This window comes from Citrobacter sp. CK185 (assembly GCF_030333565.1).
GTDB lineage: Bacteria > Pseudomonadota > Gammaproteobacteria > Enterobacterales > Enterobacteriaceae > Citrobacter_B > Citrobacter_B koseri.
This window is the reverse complement of record NZ_JAOWFR010000025.1, coordinates 233,573-249,139: the sequence shown is the minus strand read 5'-3', so window position 1 is coordinate 249,139 and position 15,567 is coordinate 233,573. Positions and strand designations below refer to the sequence as shown.

26 protein-coding genes and 1 pseudogene are annotated in these 15,567 nt (G+C 49.3%); 24 read left to right on the top strand and 3 right to left on the bottom strand.

Features of this window, described 5'->3' with window-relative positions:
* Positions 1–21: 21 nt before the first annotated feature.
* From OGV79_RS13715 to OGV79_RS13680, 8 genes and pseudogenes are all read left to right on the top strand, one after another.
* Positions 22–333, top strand: coding sequence for a hypothetical protein (locus tag OGV79_RS13715; protein WP_286468620.1), 312 nt, complete (start codon positions 22–24; stop codon positions 331–333).
* The gene (locus OGV79_RS13710) at positions 330–782 is read left to right on the top strand and encodes a hypothetical protein (protein WP_286468619.1); all 453 of its coding nucleotides are present in this window, start codon (positions 330–332) and stop codon (positions 780–782) included. Before OGV79_RS13715 ends, OGV79_RS13710 begins: the two co-directional genes overlap by 4 nt.
* A complete protein-coding gene (locus OGV79_RS13705) occupies positions 779–1,198 on the top strand; it encodes an ead/Ea22-like family protein (protein ID WP_286468618.1) in 420 nt (139 codons plus the stop codon). The genes OGV79_RS13710 and OGV79_RS13705 overlap by 4 nt, the downstream gene beginning before the upstream one ends.
* Positions 1,198–1,953 carry a hypothetical protein gene (locus OGV79_RS13700; protein WP_286468617.1) on the top strand — a complete coding sequence of 252 codons (756 nt, stop codon included), beginning with the start codon at positions 1,198–1,200 and terminating at the stop codon, positions 1,951–1,953. The genes OGV79_RS13705 and OGV79_RS13700 overlap by 1 nt, the downstream gene beginning before the upstream one ends.
* A gap of 12 nt (positions 1,954–1,965) precedes the next feature.
* A complete protein-coding gene (locus OGV79_RS13695) occupies positions 1,966–2,439 on the top strand; it encodes a class I SAM-dependent methyltransferase (RefSeq protein ID WP_286468616.1) in 474 nt (157 codons plus the stop codon).
* A 3-nt stretch (positions 2,440–2,442) separates the two neighbouring features.
* A complete protein-coding gene (locus OGV79_RS13690; RefSeq protein ID WP_286468615.1) occupies positions 2,443–2,766 on the top strand; it encodes a hypothetical protein in 324 nt (107 codons plus the stop codon).
* Positions 2,766–3,188 (top strand): hypothetical protein, encoded by a 423-nt coding sequence (locus tag OGV79_RS13685; protein WP_286468614.1) that lies wholly within the window; start codon positions 2,766–2,768, stop codon positions 3,186–3,188. Before OGV79_RS13690 ends, OGV79_RS13685 begins: the two co-directional genes overlap by 1 nt.
* Before the next feature lie 473 nt (positions 3,189–3,661).
* Positions 3,662–3,940: pseudogene (locus tag OGV79_RS13680) on the top strand (dATP/dGTP pyrophosphohydrolase domain-containing protein); the annotation flags it as partial.
* A gap of 396 nt (positions 3,941–4,336) precedes the next feature.
* On the opposite strand, the gene OGV79_RS13675 reads toward OGV79_RS13680, so the two are convergent.
* Positions 4,337–4,741, bottom strand: coding sequence for a cell envelope integrity TolA C-terminal domain-containing protein (locus OGV79_RS13675; RefSeq protein ID WP_230011290.1), 405 nt, complete (start codon positions 4,739–4,741; stop codon positions 4,337–4,339).
* A 240-nt stretch (positions 4,742–4,981) separates the two neighbouring features.
* On the opposite strand from OGV79_RS13675, the gene OGV79_RS13670 reads away from it, so the two are divergent.
* The 10 genes from OGV79_RS13670 (at position 4,982) to OGV79_RS13625 (ending at position 8,870) form a co-directional block, all read left to right on the top strand.
* Positions 4,982–5,242 carry a cell envelope integrity TolA C-terminal domain-containing protein gene (locus OGV79_RS13670; protein ID WP_071258672.1) on the top strand — a complete coding sequence of 87 codons (261 nt, stop codon included), beginning with the start codon at positions 4,982–4,984 and terminating at the stop codon, positions 5,240–5,242.
* Positions 5,243–5,467: 225 nt separating this feature from the next.
* Positions 5,468–5,701, top strand: a complete 234-nt coding sequence (locus tag OGV79_RS13665) for a DinI-like family protein (RefSeq protein WP_200098958.1) — start codon at positions 5,468–5,470, stop codon at positions 5,699–5,701.
* Between the two features lie 118 nt (positions 5,702–5,819).
* Complete coding sequence (locus tag OGV79_RS13660; protein ID WP_012132752.1) at positions 5,820–6,068, top strand: hypothetical protein; 249 nt, start codon at positions 5,820–5,822, stop codon at positions 6,066–6,068.
* Between the two features lie 37 nt (positions 6,069–6,105).
* Complete coding sequence (locus tag OGV79_RS13655) at positions 6,106–6,705, top strand: DUF1367 family protein (RefSeq protein ID WP_012132751.1); 600 nt, start codon at positions 6,106–6,108, stop codon at positions 6,703–6,705.
* The gene (locus OGV79_RS13650; RefSeq protein WP_012132750.1) at positions 6,705–6,911 is read left to right on the top strand and encodes a hypothetical protein; all 207 of its coding nucleotides are present in this window, start codon (positions 6,705–6,707) and stop codon (positions 6,909–6,911) included. Before OGV79_RS13655 ends, OGV79_RS13650 begins: the two co-directional genes overlap by 1 nt.
* A gap of 2 nt (positions 6,912–6,913) precedes the next feature.
* Positions 6,914–7,204 carry a DUF1364 domain-containing protein gene (locus tag OGV79_RS13645; RefSeq protein WP_042999742.1) on the top strand — a complete coding sequence of 97 codons (291 nt, stop codon included), beginning with the start codon at positions 6,914–6,916 and terminating at the stop codon, positions 7,202–7,204.
* Positions 7,201–7,557, top strand: coding sequence for a RusA family crossover junction endodeoxyribonuclease (locus OGV79_RS13640; protein WP_286468613.1), 357 nt, complete (start codon positions 7,201–7,203; stop codon positions 7,555–7,557). The genes OGV79_RS13645 and OGV79_RS13640 overlap by 4 nt, the downstream gene beginning before the upstream one ends.
* A complete protein-coding gene (locus OGV79_RS13635) occupies positions 7,554–7,940 on the top strand; it encodes a hypothetical protein (protein ID WP_012132746.1) in 387 nt (128 codons plus the stop codon). The genes OGV79_RS13640 and OGV79_RS13635 overlap by 4 nt, the downstream gene beginning before the upstream one ends.
* Positions 7,937–8,083 carry a YlcG family protein gene (locus tag OGV79_RS13630; protein WP_152405020.1) on the top strand — a complete coding sequence of 49 codons (147 nt, stop codon included), beginning with the start codon at positions 7,937–7,939 and terminating at the stop codon, positions 8,081–8,083. Before OGV79_RS13635 ends, OGV79_RS13630 begins: the two co-directional genes overlap by 4 nt.
* Positions 8,073–8,870 (top strand): antitermination protein Q, encoded by a 798-nt coding sequence (locus OGV79_RS13625; protein WP_286468612.1) that lies wholly within the window; start codon positions 8,073–8,075, stop codon positions 8,868–8,870. The genes OGV79_RS13630 and OGV79_RS13625 overlap by 11 nt, the downstream gene beginning before the upstream one ends.
* A 489-nt stretch (positions 8,871–9,359) precedes the next feature.
* On the opposite strand, the gene OGV79_RS13620 is transcribed toward OGV79_RS13625, so the two are convergent.
* Positions 9,360–9,599, bottom strand: a complete 240-nt coding sequence (locus OGV79_RS13620; protein ID WP_286468611.1) for a hypothetical protein — start codon at positions 9,597–9,599, stop codon at positions 9,360–9,362.
* Positions 9,600–9,678: 79 nt separating this feature from the next.
* On the opposite strand from OGV79_RS13620, the gene OGV79_RS13615 reads away from it, so the two are divergent.
* The 4 genes from OGV79_RS13615 (at position 9,679) to OGV79_RS13600 (ending at position 11,521) form a co-directional block, all read left to right on the top strand.
* Positions 9,679–9,984 carry a hypothetical protein gene (locus OGV79_RS13615; protein ID WP_286468610.1) on the top strand — a complete coding sequence of 102 codons (306 nt, stop codon included), beginning with the start codon at positions 9,679–9,681 and terminating at the stop codon, positions 9,982–9,984.
* The gene (locus tag OGV79_RS13610) at positions 9,981–10,511 is read left to right on the top strand and encodes a lysozyme (protein WP_286468609.1); all 531 of its coding nucleotides are present in this window, start codon (positions 9,981–9,983) and stop codon (positions 10,509–10,511) included. The genes OGV79_RS13615 and OGV79_RS13610 overlap by 4 nt, the downstream gene beginning before the upstream one ends.
* Before the next feature lie 8 nt (positions 10,512–10,519).
* Positions 10,520–11,062, top strand: a complete 543-nt coding sequence (locus tag OGV79_RS13605) for a DUF2514 domain-containing protein (RefSeq protein ID WP_286468646.1) — start codon at positions 10,520–10,522, stop codon at positions 11,060–11,062.
* Positions 11,063–11,254: 192 nt separating this feature from the next.
* Positions 11,255–11,521, top strand: a complete 267-nt coding sequence (locus OGV79_RS13600) for a TonB family protein (RefSeq protein WP_286468608.1) — start codon at positions 11,255–11,257, stop codon at positions 11,519–11,521.
* 989 nt (positions 11,522–12,510) lie between these two features.
* On the opposite strand, the gene OGV79_RS13595 is transcribed toward OGV79_RS13600, so the two are convergent.
* Complete coding sequence (locus OGV79_RS13595) at positions 12,511–12,900, bottom strand: DUF6515 family protein (protein ID WP_230011253.1); 390 nt, start codon at positions 12,898–12,900, stop codon at positions 12,511–12,513.
* A gap of 399 nt (positions 12,901–13,299) precedes the next feature.
* Between OGV79_RS13595 and OGV79_RS13590 the strand changes: the two genes are divergently transcribed.
* Together OGV79_RS13590 and OGV79_RS13585 are read left to right on the top strand one after the other, a co-directional pair.
* The gene (locus tag OGV79_RS13590; RefSeq protein ID WP_286468607.1) at positions 13,300–14,283 is read left to right on the top strand and encodes a terminase small subunit; all 984 of its coding nucleotides are present in this window, start codon (positions 13,300–13,302) and stop codon (positions 14,281–14,283) included.
* On the top strand, positions 14,264–15,565 hold the full coding sequence (locus OGV79_RS13585; protein WP_286468645.1) for a terminase large subunit domain-containing protein: 1,302 nt from the start codon (positions 14,264–14,266) through the stop codon (positions 15,563–15,565). Before OGV79_RS13590 ends, OGV79_RS13585 begins: the two co-directional genes overlap by 20 nt.
* Positions 15,566–15,567: the final 2 nt, after the last annotated feature.

Here is a 15,567-nt window from a genome sequence, read left to right as displayed (position 1 = left end):
CAACGTGGAGGGAGAATGACGATGGCAAGCAAATCACTGTGGGCAATTGTTGATTTCCTTCGGGAAAACCAGACCATCACGCCGCGACAGGTTCAGAACCTGCTGGGATGCGACTGCAAGAAATCTCACAACCTGCTGCTTCACCTGACACGCAAAGCGGTAGTGATCCGTACAGGCGAGCCGCATCACCCGGTTTATTCGCTGTTGCCCGGCGGAGAGCTGAATATCAAGCGCTTCAAATCGACCGTGAGAAAAAACATGGTCACATCCGTTTGCCGCAACAGCGCAGCGATGAAGCGAGTTTTGATGGTTTGGGGGAGGGTAGGGGTATGAGCAACATAGAGAAATTAGCAAAAGAAAATGGGATGACAGTTGAATTCGTGAACTGGTTTTTCGAAACCAAGAAGGATGGCTGCGGGAATGCCTGGTTCATGATGATGGCAGCCATGTGGGAAGGCTGGAAATCTCAGGAAGCAAGATGCCGGGCGCTGGCTGCGGAGAATGCGGGGCTGAATAAGTTTATTGCAGAGAGTTGCTTTGTGCAGGCTGGCGAGGTTCCGTCATGGCATCAGGCTATTGACCATGCTCCAGAAACCCCAGCAACCGACGCTTTCCTGGCTGAAGTGCGGGCGCAGGGTGTGGAGAGTTATGCAGAACAACTTAACTCTGAGGCTGAACGCGCTAATGAAACAGGCTGGGATGGCGCCGCTAAATTCCTGCGCTCTGAACTCGAGAAGGTGCGCGAGTTCGCAGCCCAGCTTCGCCAGGGAGGTGCAGCATGACAGACAAACAGGCGCTGCGTGAAGCTGCGGAAAAATACCGCACAACATATGCCGCTCATCTCAAAAACCCAAGAAATTATGATGCGCTGGATGCATGGGATAAGGCTACCAGTGAGTTTATGGCGTTAGTTAATAACGACGAGCTCAACATCATCGCGTCATTGATAGACGAAATTGACATGGAAACAGGATATAGGGAGGGGGCGTTTGTTGCATGTAACCGCTGGCATACCAAATTTAGAGAGACAGAGGCAAAGCTGGAAGCCGCAGAGAAGCGCATAGCAGACTATCACAGGGTGCTAAACAATCTCGCCGCTGTCGCACGTCGCTATCTGCCTGATTATGACGAGCATCATGATATTCAGGCCGCAGACGACTTGTTAGAAAGCGCCGCTGGCATCGGTAAGGGGGAGTGATGATCCACTATCACGGCGGTCCAATAACGCCGGATACGTGCGCCATGAAAGCGTGGAAAGGACGCCATGCGTTTATCAGTTTCGCGCACTCCGGGCAGATCAATCTGGCTGCTGAATATTGTCAATCTTTCGCCCTGGACAACGGTGCATTCACTGCGTGGAAAGCAGCTGGCAAGAACAAAATCGACTGGAGCGACTACTACGAGTTTGTTGAGCGCTGGAAGAACCATCCGGGCTTTGACTTCGCCATCATCCCGGACGTTATCGATGGCGGAGAGGAAGAGAACGATGCGCTGCTGCTTGAGTGGCCACACAATAAATTCTTCGGCGTTCCTGTCTGGCACATGAATGAACCTGATGAACGGTTTATCAGGCTCTGCAACGAGTATCCCCGCGTCGCAATCGGCAGTTGCGGGGATTATGACGTAAAACGACCAAAAGAGGCGATAGCAAGACTTCGAGACTTGATACGTCATGTAGTTAATGACCTCGGGCAACCAGTTGCAAAGTTGCACGGATTAAGAATGCTCAGACCACAAATATTCACAAGCATCCCATTAGCCAGCGCAGATAGCACCAATGTTGCGAGGAATATTGGCATCGATAAGGCATGGAAAGGTTCTTATGCGCCTTCCAGCAAAGAGACACGCGCCGCACTGATGGTTGAGCGTATTGAATCTCACAATAGCCCAGGTTCTCTGAATTATTGCGCGGAAAAAGACAAATTCAACATGCAACTGCAATTGGCAGTGTAAGGGGGAGTGAGCATGGCAGAGCAAACTGTTTTAGATATGTGCTGCGGCTCTCGCATGTTCTGGTTCGATAAGCAGGATGGGCGGGCATTGTTCACCGATATTCGCGATGAACAGCACGAGCTGTGCGATGGTCGCCAACTGGTAATAAGCCCTGACATGGTGGCTGACTTTCGTAACCTTCCTTTCGCCGATGCTTCGTTTGGGGTTGTGGTGTTCGATCCTCCTCACCTTGAGAGGGTCGGTGAAAACGCGTGGATGGGAAAAAAATACGGACGCCTTAACAAAGATACCTGGCGTGATGATTTGCGTGCCGGCTTCGCTGAAGCATTCAGGGTGTTGTGGCCACAAGGCGTACTCATCTTCAAATGGAACGAAACGCAGATACCAGTTAGCCAGATTCTTGCGCTTACAGACGTTAAGCCACTAATCGGACAGCGAACCGGTAAGAACGACAAAACCCACTGGATCATCTTTTTGAAGGACTAACCCATGACCACTATTACCAGAGAGCAGTCAGTAAAACCAATGAATCAAGCGGAAGTGATGGAGGCCATCAATAACGATGACTGCACAGCGCAGGGTCTGCTGCTTGACGTCATGCCCACAGCCGTGACGCGCTTTAACCGCGTGACAGCAAGCCTTAATGCCCTACTAGTTGATATCCGAAAGCACTTCCCGGACGCCTGCTACTACAGCGCCAGTGACACCCTGTGTCTGATGCTGGGTGACAGCCATAACGATGATGGGCAACCGCAGTGCGAGCTTGTGGTCACTATAACGAATAAACCGATGATTGGCGGGGGTGACTGGTAATGCAATTTACCAAAGAGCAGTTAATCGAAGAAGCGAAGCAATCTATAAAAGCATGTCATACCATAATGCGGGTGTCGCCAAATATTGACGCGCACAAGATTAGTCTCCGCCTGGCAGAAATAGCGCTGGCATCGCTTGACGCTGAGCCAATGTTTTACGTCGATGGTGAGGCGGCGAAGCGTTTAATTAGAGAACATACTCGTTTTGCCACAATAACCAACAAGCCCAAAAAAGGTGCAACCTTACCGCTATACATCGCCCCGCCAGCACCAGACAACAAACAGATGGACGAACTTGTTATGTGGGTTAAGCGTTTAGCCCATTCGCTTAAAAATGCCAGACCAGACAGCAGTTTACACAGGGATGCTATGGACTACCTGTGCAGCAAGGGTTTAATCAGCGTGGGGGATGTATTGCGATGACCAATAACAAACTAACAGGACTCGGTGCTAACCATCCGGCAAACGGCCCGCTTACAATCGAGCGACTGCACCAGCTGCGCGACGCGTTCCTGCGTACTCTTCAATACTCGAACGGCGGCAGGATGGATTACATCATCGCTGACGCTGTGAAAGCTATTGATGAATTGCTTGAGGCGAGGATGGCGGAGCCAATGGCGTGTGGCTGGAAGCATCAGCCTCTCTACACAGCCCCGCCAGCGCCGGTAGAGCCGATTTGGAGAGCAACAAAATATCCTGTTTCTCGTCCATTACCTGGATCGAAACTCATTGTTTGGGATGAGGCGGGTAGGTTTGTCGGTTACGGTTCCGCAGTGGATACGCGGGATTCCGGTGTAGCAATCCAGATGAGAGATGGTCGTCGGTTTGATTCAAACCATGACCTTCGTTGGCAGTATGCACTACAGCCTGCGCCGGTACAGATGCGGCATTTAATTCGTCAGCGCCATGCTGAATGGTCTGATGCCACGTTCGGCAATGTCGGCCCGGTTGGGCCATTGAAGCATCTTTCTAAAGAAGCTCTGGAGGCAGCCGATGATGTTATAGACTTGAGCGAATGAGCTGACATGCAGTTCCTGCTGTGGGACGCGCAGAGACGTGCCGGCATCTGTGACGGTGAAATTACAGCAGCGATGGAAGAAAAACTGAAGGTGAACATGGCGCGCCAGTGGCCGGAGCCGAAAAACGGTGAGCCGCGCCTGCATATCAAAGCGGAACAGCATCAGGAGGAATGGGGTGATTACTTATCTTTTTTTCGGTTTCCTTGTTGTTTGCACTCTGTTTTGTCTGGTGATGTTGTGGCGGGTGGTCAAGGTAGCAGAGTGGCGACTTAAGGCCCTCGAGATGAGTGCTGATGATTATCGGACACTACCTGAATTTCATAAGATGTTGTGGATGATTTGGATATGGAGGCTAGAACGCTTCCCGAGACGTAATAAGCGGGTATGGCGGGAGACGAAGTGATGATCAACTTCTGCAATACGCCACCAATCGGATTATAGAGCTGGAAAACCTGCTGCTGGTGGACGTTGAGGAAGATGTTTGACCAGCGGAAGTGAAAATGGTTTTTCTCAGGTTGAGAACGCCGGGGATCTCCCGGCGCACCATAGTTATCATGGCTGACCTTCGAAGTTCCATCTTGCGGAACCCATATTAAAGTAAACTCTCCGATCGGTAAACGACGGGAATGTTGCTCTTTCAGAAGCTTTTTGCAATGCAGCGCAATAATCTTTGTCACCACCTTTCACGATAAAATTTTGCAGAGTGCCATCAACTTTGAAATCCAGATGGGCATTACATCTTTTGCCATTCCAGGCATGGGGCTCTGTAAGTGCTGCGTCCAAAGCTTTTTTTATTCTGGATGAGTACCATCCATATATATCCTTATCCGACACTTTACCTGAACTCTTATATTCGCATGATTCCATTGCATTTTTTTTCTGACAGCCTGTAGGTGCAAGAGGGGAGCAACCTGCAATAGTTAACGCCACTATAGCCAACATTAAGATTTTTTTCATATATGTGTCCTGTAACATTGTAATGCAATTTAATTCCATGAAGTATATTCGTATATTAGTGATTTTGAACACGGTTAGTGTTCCGTTGCCATATTTGGAGAAATTATGAGAGTGTTTTTTTGGGTTTTTGTTTCTTTAATGTTATCGGGGTGTGTGGCTAAAAGATATGAACCAATATCAACGACGTGTTTGCCATCGAATAGCGTGTCTGTTCGGTATCATGATAACCCGGAAGCGGATATGAGTGAGGCCGAGTATATGGCAAAAATTAGAAAAATCATTTCGTCAAAAATGTATAACTCATCAATGTATAAGGGGCAGGAGTGTACAGTAAGACTAAATGCCAGGAATCAGACTGCTTCCGTTGATTACGGTGATTTCAGGTTATGTCTTTCTTTACTGTACGCAATTTCATCATCTTCTTTTCCTGTAGTTCCTGAGGGTATTAAAGAACAAGATGCAAACGCGTTGATGTCCATTCCCGTAAAGGTTAAGTTTTAACAAAGTGATTGTCTGTTTGCTTGGTGAACTGTAGGAATTTTTGCGATTTTTCTCTTCGCCGCTTCTAGCATCATCAAACTCACCTCCACCATGAACCCGCCGCTGGCGGGTTTTTTATGCCTGAAATTTGTGTCTCTGGGTTAACAATTCGTGCTCTTAAAACGTTGATCATTTCGTTTTATAGGTATACTGTATAAAAATACAGTATACGCGGTGGAGGCCACTATGAAAGTTGAGTTAACTATTGATCGAACAAAGAAACTTCCTGATGGTGCAGTGCCAGCACTGGAAAAAGAATTACTTAAACGACTGAATAATCAGTATGAGAATTGCAGCCTGATAATCCGTCGCGCCGGATCAGATGGACTAAGCGTTTTCGGTGGCGATAAGGACGATAAAAAGAAAATTGAAAAGATCCTCCAGGATACCTGGGAAAGCGCTGACGACTGGTTTTACTAACATTGCGCTTGGGGCTGGCGCGCATTTTTTTCAGAATACCGCAATTTGCGTATCCCTTTGATGCTGCTGCCGACAATTTTTAACCGCGTCTGTATGTCGCTCGAAGGGAGAACAGAATGTGAGTAATTCAGCTTTGCAAACGTCAGAAGATAACTGGTATGACATTGTAAGACGGTCTGACGGCTGCGTGGTATTTAGCTTTCCTTCGTCGGGCAGGCATCTTATCTATCGCGTCAATGGCATGGTTTCCATGCGGCCTTTGCTGGATGATGAAGAAGTCTTTACTCCCAATGGCTTTATGCAATTTATTCGCCGTCTCGGCTACCGGGTAACGCCACCTTCTGATAATATGAAATCAACGGTCTGAACAGCCGTTAACCTGCTGCGCCACGGAGTGAACAACCATGGCGCAATTACAACTCATTAAGCAGTCAACAGGAATCCTGATCCCCGCGACGCCGGAGACCAGTGATTTTCTGCAATCAAAATGCAAGCTCGGCTCCGTTCTGGTTGCCGACTTTAAGCTTGTCCGCAATCCGGCGTTTCATCGCCGTTTCTTTGCGCTCCTGAATCTCGGGTTCGAATACTGGGAACCAACCGGCGGCGCTATTTCTTCGAATGAACGCAAACTCGTTAACGGTTATGCCAGATTCCTTGCCTCATACGGCGGCAATGAAAGCGCTCTGCTGGATGCTGCCGAGCAGTATCTGGAGCAGATCGCCAGTCGCCGTATCACGAACGGAATCAGCCTGTGTAAATCCTTTGATGCATACCGCGCCTGGGTAACTGTCGAGGCCGGTCACTTTGACGCCATCCAGTTACCAGATGGCACGCTCCGCAAACACCCTCGCAGCATCGCGTTCGCCAGTATGGACGAAACCGAATTCCAGCACCTCTATAAGGCCGCACTCGATGTCCTGTGGCGCTGGATCTTGTCCCGCACTTTCAACAGCAGGGAAGAGGCCGAAAATGCCGCCGCCCAGCTTATGAGTTTTGCGGGGTGATGGCGATGAAGTATTCATATTTTCACCATACGGAATGCACCACCGAGCAGGCTGAACGCCTGATTGCCGATTATCAGTCTCGCGGCGTCAGAGCCAAAAAGAGCCTCAATCCTGATTTCCTGACCTGGACAGTCAGCGCGAAATTACAAGAGTGCGAACGTCCGGCGCGGACGCCGAGAACCTTCCGACAAAAAGGCTGGGGGTGAGCATGGCTAATCTTCGAAAAGCTGCGCGTGGTCGGGAGTGCCAGGTGCGTATTCCGGGAGTATGCAACGGCAACCCTGAGACATCTGTGCTGGCCCATATCCGCATCGCTGGGTTATGTGGCACCGGAATCAAACCGCCTGACCTTATCGCGACTATTGCATGCTCATCATGCCATGACGAGATCGACCGCCGTACTCACCTGGTTGATGCGGAATATGCGAAGGAGTGTGCGCTGGAAGGAATGGCCAGAACGCAGGTTATCTGGCTGAAAGAGGGGCTCATTAAATCATGACAGTCTACGACATCACGCCGATCGGCAAGCCCAGAATGACTCAGCGCGACAGATGGCACAAACGGCCAGCGACAGCGGCGTACTGGTCATACAAAGCGCAGGTTCGTCTGCTGGGCATCGAGTTACCGGAATCCGGTTATCACATCACATTCGTTATCCCCATGCCCCAAAGCTGGAGCAAGAAGAAGCGAGCCCAACACGCCGGGAAGCCACATCAGCGGAAACCAGACAAAGACAATCTGGAAAAGGCGCTGCTGGATGCAGTGTTTGATGAAGATAGTCACGTCTGGGATGGGCGGGTTACCAAAATCTGGGGTGAGAAAGGACAGATCATCATCGAGGAGGGCGTATGACAACCGAAACGGAAAAAGAACTGAGCAATGTCGTTGCGTTCCCCGAGAGGAAAGAGGATCTGCGCGACGAACTGGCGATGCGACGGGAAGAAGGCGGCAAAATTTATTGTCATCACGATTCCGTCTGGGTGGATGAAAAGGAGCGAACATTGCGCTGTCGTCGCTGCGATGCGCTGGTGGACCCTTTCAACTACATCCTGCACCTATGTGATACCGAAAACAGATATGTCGAGAATGTGAAATATCTGCGTCGGGAAGAAAAGCAGCGCCGACAGAACATCGAAAAGCTGATCCAGATTGAGCGTAATGCTAAATCAAGGATCAGGCGAGCAGGACATAAAGGGATGTTGCCGCTATGGCAAAACGAGAGGGTGGACAAGTGAAGCCTGAAGTTATTGAGTCTCTTCGCTGGCGCTGGCTGCGTCTCCGTATTTATCGCTACCGGGGATCTTTTCCTGTGGCATACCGCATCCTTCGCAATTACATCCGTATTGAAGCAAAACGGGAGCATCGAAATGAAGCTTGAGTCCTTACCAAAATATTTTTCGCCTAAATCCATGATGCCCGGCGCTGTTCCATGCGGTATTTCAGCAGATACGCTGACTATTACTGACGTAATGGCATCCCTCGGGCTACTTTCCGCAAAAGCAGCGGTGGGTATTGAATTGTATCTGGCAAAAGCCGGGGTTTTATCTTCAGACAATATCATTGCCTACATCAAGAAGCTGGCAGAGCAGCGCGCAGAACGGCATGGATCGCTGCGAAAAATGGAAGAGGGGGAGCGATCAAAATTTCTCGGCATTCTGGCGCGGTATGTTTTCCGCGATTATTCCCTCAGCGCTGCAAGCCTAGTGACGTGCAGTAGCTGTCATGGCGCTAAATTTATTGATGCTGAGGTTTTCACGAACAAGGTTACTTACCCAGATGGTAAGCCACCAAAATGGGTAAAAGATACGAAAGGCATTTCTCCTTCTGACTGGGAGGTGTGGAAATCAGTACGTGAGCAAGTGCGCGTCGTGTGTAAGACGTGCGATGGTAAAGGCCATGTGAAAAACGAATGCCGTTGCCGGGGGCGCGGAGAAATTCTCGATAAGAAAAAATCAGAGTTGCAGGGCGTGCCGGTTTATAAAAAATGCCCGAGATGTAAGGGAAGAGGTTACCCACGCCTGAAAGATACCGAGATTTTTAAAGCGCTGGGGATAACGGAAATGGTATGGCGGTACAACTATAAACAGTTTTTCGATCGGCTGGTGGAGCATTGCCATATTGAGGAATCCTATGCAGAAAATGTTCTGGGAAACGTGACCCGATGACCAGCATAATTTAGCTATTGCAAAATTAACGGAAAATGGCTAACCTGATTCCAACGATGGGTTATTACGCCTGTGACGTTTCAAGAATTAAAAAACCTCGCCTCGGCGGGGTTTTCTTTTATGGATTCCCGACGCCAATAAGACAAAGTGCGGGGAGTGTTGCGGAGCCTACATGTTCCAGCCGTCCGCAAAAGCTCACATAGGCAGGACCACAATCTGATACCGCGATAGCTTTTGCTGATCGCGCCGGAGCGGTAACCGGCAACAATTTAAGCCCCGGTTATTGCCGGAGCTTTCTGAGTTAGATATAAATCTCACTCTTACTTAGTGTGGTAAAAGAGGTTTTGGTTGGCGAGTTTAGCTGAAGATCTGAAATCAACCCGCCAACTTGCTGTTGACCCGATGTAATTACGTAAACATTTACTGTCTGATTTACATAAGTACTGAAATTTCCTGTAGCACCCTGACTGATTTGGTGTAGTTGGCTAGTCAGATTGTGGCGTTGAACTTCAAACTTAAAGTAAGCATCGTTTTGATGTTGAACACGGAAAATGTACATGCTTTATCCTTTTTGTTGAAAATAATATTAACGGCATTTTGCAATAATCCTTTAGTTTTTTTAACAAACTCCAGCCAGGGTATCTTCAGCCGCAGAGCTGACATTGCCACACCCTCACATTGCCAGCTTATCGCTGGCTTTTTTATTTCAGGCTCACGGGAATCAATCACTACGTGCTTTGTTGAAAATCCAGCCCGTGAAGCCTGACCCTACAGCACACAGCCTCCGAAAAATGCGAGGTAAGAGACCATGAGAATGAACGATCACTCAGGGAACATTTTCACGCAGTTTTTCGCGTGGATTGGAACCCTCGCGGCAGCATTGGGTTTTACCACACAGGATATGGTCTACATGTTCTTTGGTGCTGTCGGCCTGCTTATTTCTCTGATCTCTTACGTAAATGGCCGAATTGATGCCCGTCGTAAACGTAAAGAAGACGAGAAACGCACAGCCATGATCCGCGATTACCTGGATGGCATCAGTGATAAACCCATTGCTGAGCGTCCGGCTGCTGTAAGTGTTGTTGCTGATGCGCTTACTAAGGCTGGTGAATGATGGGGTGGAGAGCAAAACTTAGTGCCGCCGTTCTGACACTGGTTCTCGCCGGTGCGCCAGCGTCGGTTATTCTCGATCAGTTCCTGAATGAGAAAGAGGGTAACAGTCTGACAGCGTACAAAGATGGTGGCGGGATCTGGACGATTTGCCGTGGCGCCACAATGGTTGATGGTAAACCGGTGGTGCAGGGCATGAAGCTGACGCAGGCGAAATGTGACCAGGTAAACGCCATCGAGCGCGATAAAGCGCTGGCCTGGGTAGAGCGAAATATCAAAGTACCACTGACAGAACCACAGAAAGCGGGGATCGCGTCGTTCTGCCCGTACAACATCGGCTCTGGTAAATGCCTGCCATCTGGATTTTTTCGTAAGCTGAACGCAGGAGACCGCAAAGGGGCCTGTGCTGAAATCAGGCGTTGGATATTCGACGGCGGAAAAGATTGCCGCATTCGCTCCAATAACTGCTTTGGGCAGGTTTCCCGTCGCGACCAGGAAAGCGCGCTTACGTGCTGGGGGATAGACCAGTGAACCCGGCGCTGTTAATTGCTGGCATAAAAGCCTGGTGGAAACCCGTTGTCGTTTTACTTCTGGTAGTTGGCGCGTTTATCACCGGAAATGTCTGGAGCGATCGGGGCTGGGAAAAGAAGTGGGCAGAGCGCGACAGCGCGGAGTCGTCACAGACAGTGAACGCACAGACCGCCGCCCGCTGGATTGAACAAGGGCGCATAATTGCCCGTGATGGGGCTGTAAAAGATGCACAAGCACAAGCCGCTAAATCTGCTGCCACTGCTGCTGGCCTGTCTGCCACTGTTAGCCAGTTGCGCACCGAAGCAAAAAAACTCGCTACCCGCCTGGACGCCGCAAAGCACACCGCAGATCTTGCCGCTGCCGTCAGAAGCAAAACAGCCGGAGCCGACGCCGCAGTGCTCGCCGACATGCTCGGACGCCTTGCAGATGAAGCTCGATATTATGCTGAGCGATCTGACCAAAGTTACCAGGCTGGAATGACGTGTGAGCGGATTTACAACTCGGTGAGAGAGTCAAATATGGAGGAGAGCTATCGGGCGGGCAAACAATAATTCTGGTGTAATTGCAGTTATTGAATCAAACAGAATCTGTCCAGATGACGTGATTAATAGTTTATTCCAGGTAACATGGCACAGTCCTTTTTGATAGTATTGATAATCATTATCAATTGAGGGCTGGCCGTGAGAAAAGGATTTGTTTGCGTATTTTTCCTCTGTACCTTTCTTATGGGGTGTAGTGGTCATGTGGAAAGTAATCAACCAAAACAGCTGACTTCTGCATTCCCAACATATCCATATTATGCGATGGCGAACAGGATAGAAGGCTTTGTGGAAGTAAAATACGATATCGGGAGTGATGGAAGGATTTCAAAAGTCTGGATTATGAAATCTGAACCACAGCATCTTTTCGATTCATCAGTTATTTCTGCTATGTCGAAATGGCGTTATGAAAAAGATAAGCCGACCCGGGGAATGACAAAGAATATTAAGTTTAAGTTGCGGCATTTGTGACAGGCCGCTGACAGCCTGATACAGACACGATGCAGGTAAGATAAGCATTACAGAAGCACTTCATTGTGGTACTTCTGTAACGCATTGCTACAGTTAATTTTTCTCTCAGCCCCAATCTAATATTCGCTGGTTGCCTCTGCGGGTACCAGGTGGATGAGCAAAACCCCGTTTTCTGATGAAACAGAAATATACTCTGGTGCCTTATTCTGCGAAGGACGCCTAAGTTTTGGCCTTTGGGGATTAAAGAATGCACTAACTATCCGTTGGCAATGCCTTTTGTTTTTCGCGACCATATGACTCCGAAAAGGCCGCCCGGAGGCGGCGTTAGTGTACCAGGAGAGATTATGTGTCAGTCACTGCTATAACCGACGCCCCATAATAATGCAAATGATAATCATTATCAATAATGAACGGTATTGGTATGATGCAACGACGGTAGCCGTAGAAGCTACCGCGCCGGAATGATGTGTGAGCGTATTTACAATTCGGTGAGGGAGTCAAATAACAAAGGGCTATAATCCCTCTATGACAGATAATCCCACAGTTAACGTTGAATCTAGGCCATCAGTCGGGGGAATGCTTCTTACATTGTTGGAGAGACATGCAATAGAGCCACACCCGGCGATCAGAGCGCTGGTATTATCAGGCTGTAAGCCCAGCCTTGCTATCGTGCAGTGTAGTTGCTGTAAAAAAGGCCCATAGAAAGGGCCTTAACTTATTACCGGGGGGCTGGTCCATAAGGATGTCCTCCGTCGGGTCCGCCGCCGTGCCCTCCCGGAGGAGGAATGCACCCGGAAAGAGACATGGCTCCACAGAGCACAAAAACCAGTAGCATAATTTTTTTCATAAATAACTCCTGAACAGGGGGAGTCAATTTCAAAGCGTAAATGTGAATATTTTATGGAGAATCTATAATTTCTCTCCTCCACACGCATTAAACAGGATTAATCCGAACCCGGAGGTTATTACGATGGTGTTCCGGGGCGAATTTACAGGCCAGCAGGGCGAGGGACTTCGATATAGTTACCGTTGATATCTTTCTGATAATAGCTCCCGTCACGAACATAGTAACGCCTCCCGTTGTAATCGACGACGCTAAGCCCTGAACTTGCGTTCGAAGGTGTATCCACGCGAACATATTCAGAACCCTGTTTCCGGTAATACACATCGTTAACAATGTAGTAGGTTAGCCCGCCAAGAATTAGAGTGGTTGCAATATCCGGCAGAAAGCCCAGCCGGGCCGGACCTGGGTGCCCGGGGGCGGAATTGAATTCCGGGCCATGCCCGCCTGGCCCACCATGCCCGCCGGGGCCAGCATAAACCAGTGATGGTGAGGCAATCAGTACAGTCATTACCAGAGAGAGGATGCTTTTGTTCATCTAAAAACTCCTTGTTGGTTACATTCAGCAATATCGTCAGTAAAGGATGATTATAAATACAATTACCGACATTTTATCCCTGGCAAAAGTAAATCCCATAAATCTTCACAATTTAGTGGCAGATCATGGCAAAGGGGACCACTGACTCATATTCGTGACGCAGAGGACCCCGTTGCTTTTAACCATAGAAAAAGTCCCGACAGAATTTTTGATAGAACTGATAAACAGGCTGATATCCATAAACCGAACCAACCTGGGATTTCAGCCTAACCTGGCAACAGAGCGATGGATATCTTTTATTCATAGGGACGGCAAGTCGCAATAGCGAGAAAGAATACGCCATGACTGCCATCTCACTAGCTGCACTGGATATCCAGAAAGAATTATCGGAGTGATCACATGGCAAAACCGGACTGGGGCGAGCTTCAGCAACGGTTCCTGTCCGACAATGCCGCTACCGGCGTATCACCGAAGGAATGGTGTGAAGCGCAGGGACTGAATTACGCAACGGCCCGTCGATATATCAAAAAGGTACCTGCGCAGAAGAAATTGCGCACTGCGCAAAAGGAAAAGTGCGCAAAAGAGCTGGTGGATGATGACGGCCTTACTGCTCAGCAGCGTTTATTTGTCGCAGAGTACCTGAAGGACAACAATGCCACGCAGGCCGCCATTCGAGCCGGGTACAGCAAGAAGACCGCTGAACAAATTGGTTATCAACTGCTTCAGAAAACTTCAGTTGCGCGGGTCATTGCGCAGCAGCAGAAAGAATCGTTAATGCGCACACTCGGCAATGCAGACGAGGTGCTTGCGCAGATGTGGCAACTCGCCACTTTCGACGCAAACCAGCTTTCGCAATATCGTCGTGGATGCTGTCGGTATTGCTGGGGCTTCGGTCATCAGTACCAGTGGCGGGATGCTGTTGAGTATGAAGAGAAGCGACTCGAAGCGATTGAACGCAAACGTCGCGAGCCTGAGGACGTGGGCGGATATGGATATGACCATACACAGGAGCCAAACCCTCAATGTCCACGCTGCAATGGCGATGGGATAGGCCAGCCATTTTTTGCTGATACCCGCAAGTTGTCCGCCACGGCAGCACTGGCTTATTCCGGTGTGAAGCTCGGTAAACATGGTGTGGAAATTACCGCGATAAGCCGCGAACGGATGTTTGAAGCCGTAATGAAGCGCCTCGGCCTGGCGGACAGTGAATTTGCGCAGCGACTTCAACAGATTGAAATCGAGCGGCGCCAGCTTGAAGTGGATAAACTACGGAAAGAACTGGCCGCCGATCCAGAAGATGAAGAGCCGTTGCCGGTTGCTATCGCTATTAACATAGTCGATGCGCGCGTAAGGAGTGATGACGATGATAGCTCCGACGCTTAATATCCCTCAGGCACAATTTCTGGCGATGCCGCATAAGTTTAAAGCCTACGTAGCCGGATTCGGTTCCGGTAAAACGTGGGTTGGTTGTGGCGGCATCTGTAAGGGGATGTGGGAACACCCAAAAATCAACCAGGGCTACTTTGCGCCGACGTACCTGCAAATTCGTGACATTTTTTATCCCACAGTTGAGGAAGTAGCCCATGACTGGGGGCTGAACGTCAAAATCAACGAGGGTAATAAAGAGGTTCATTTCTACGCCGGGCGCCAGTATCGAGGAACGACGATTTGCCGTTCAATGGAAAAGCCACAGACCATCGTTGGTTTCAAAATAGGTAATGCGTTGATCGACGAACTGGACATCATGCCAACGAAAAAAGCGGAATTAGCCTGGCGGAAAATTATCGCGCGTATGCGCTACAAAGTTTCCGGCCTTCGGAATGGAATTGATGTAACGACGACGCCGGAAGGGTTTAAGTTTGTCTATAAGCAGTTCATGAAGGCTGCGCGTGATAAGCCTGAACTTTCGGCGCTTTACGGACTGGTTCAGGCATCTACGTTCGACAACGAAAAAAACCTGCCTGACGACTACATACCCTCTCTGTTGGGCTCATACCCACCGGAACTGATAAAGGCGTATCTGCGCGGCCAGTTCACAAACCTTACCAGTGGCACGATTTATCACCAGTTCGATCGCAAACTGAATAATTGCGATGAGATTGAGCAGCCCGGCGAGGCGCTTTATATCGGGATGGATTTCAACGTCGGGAAAATGGCGGGAATTGTTCATGTGCTGCGGCTTGGTCTTCCGTGCGCAGTGACGGAGATCATTAACGCCTACGACACCCCGGACATGATCCGCATTATCAAGGAACGTTTCTGGCTGTATGACGGTAACGACTACCGGAAGGTGAGAGAAATTTACATCTACCCGGATGCCTCCGGCGATTCCCGAAAATCCAGTAATGCCAGCGCCACCGATATAGCCCAGCTTAAGCAGGCAGGATTTAACGTGGTGGTGAACGCCGCCAATCCACCAGTGAAAGACCGCATAAATTCTATGAATGCGATGTTCTGCAATGGCAATGGTGTGCGCCGTTACAAAGTGAACGTGAAGCGTTGTCAGGTCTATACAGAGTCGCTTGAACAGCAGGTTTGGGATGACAACGGAGAACCGGACAAGAAATCTGGTAATGACCACCCCAACGATGCTGGCGGGTATTTCATCGTGAAGCAGTTCCCGATCATCAAACCAACAGGCAAAGTCTCCCAACTTCGGATGTAAAA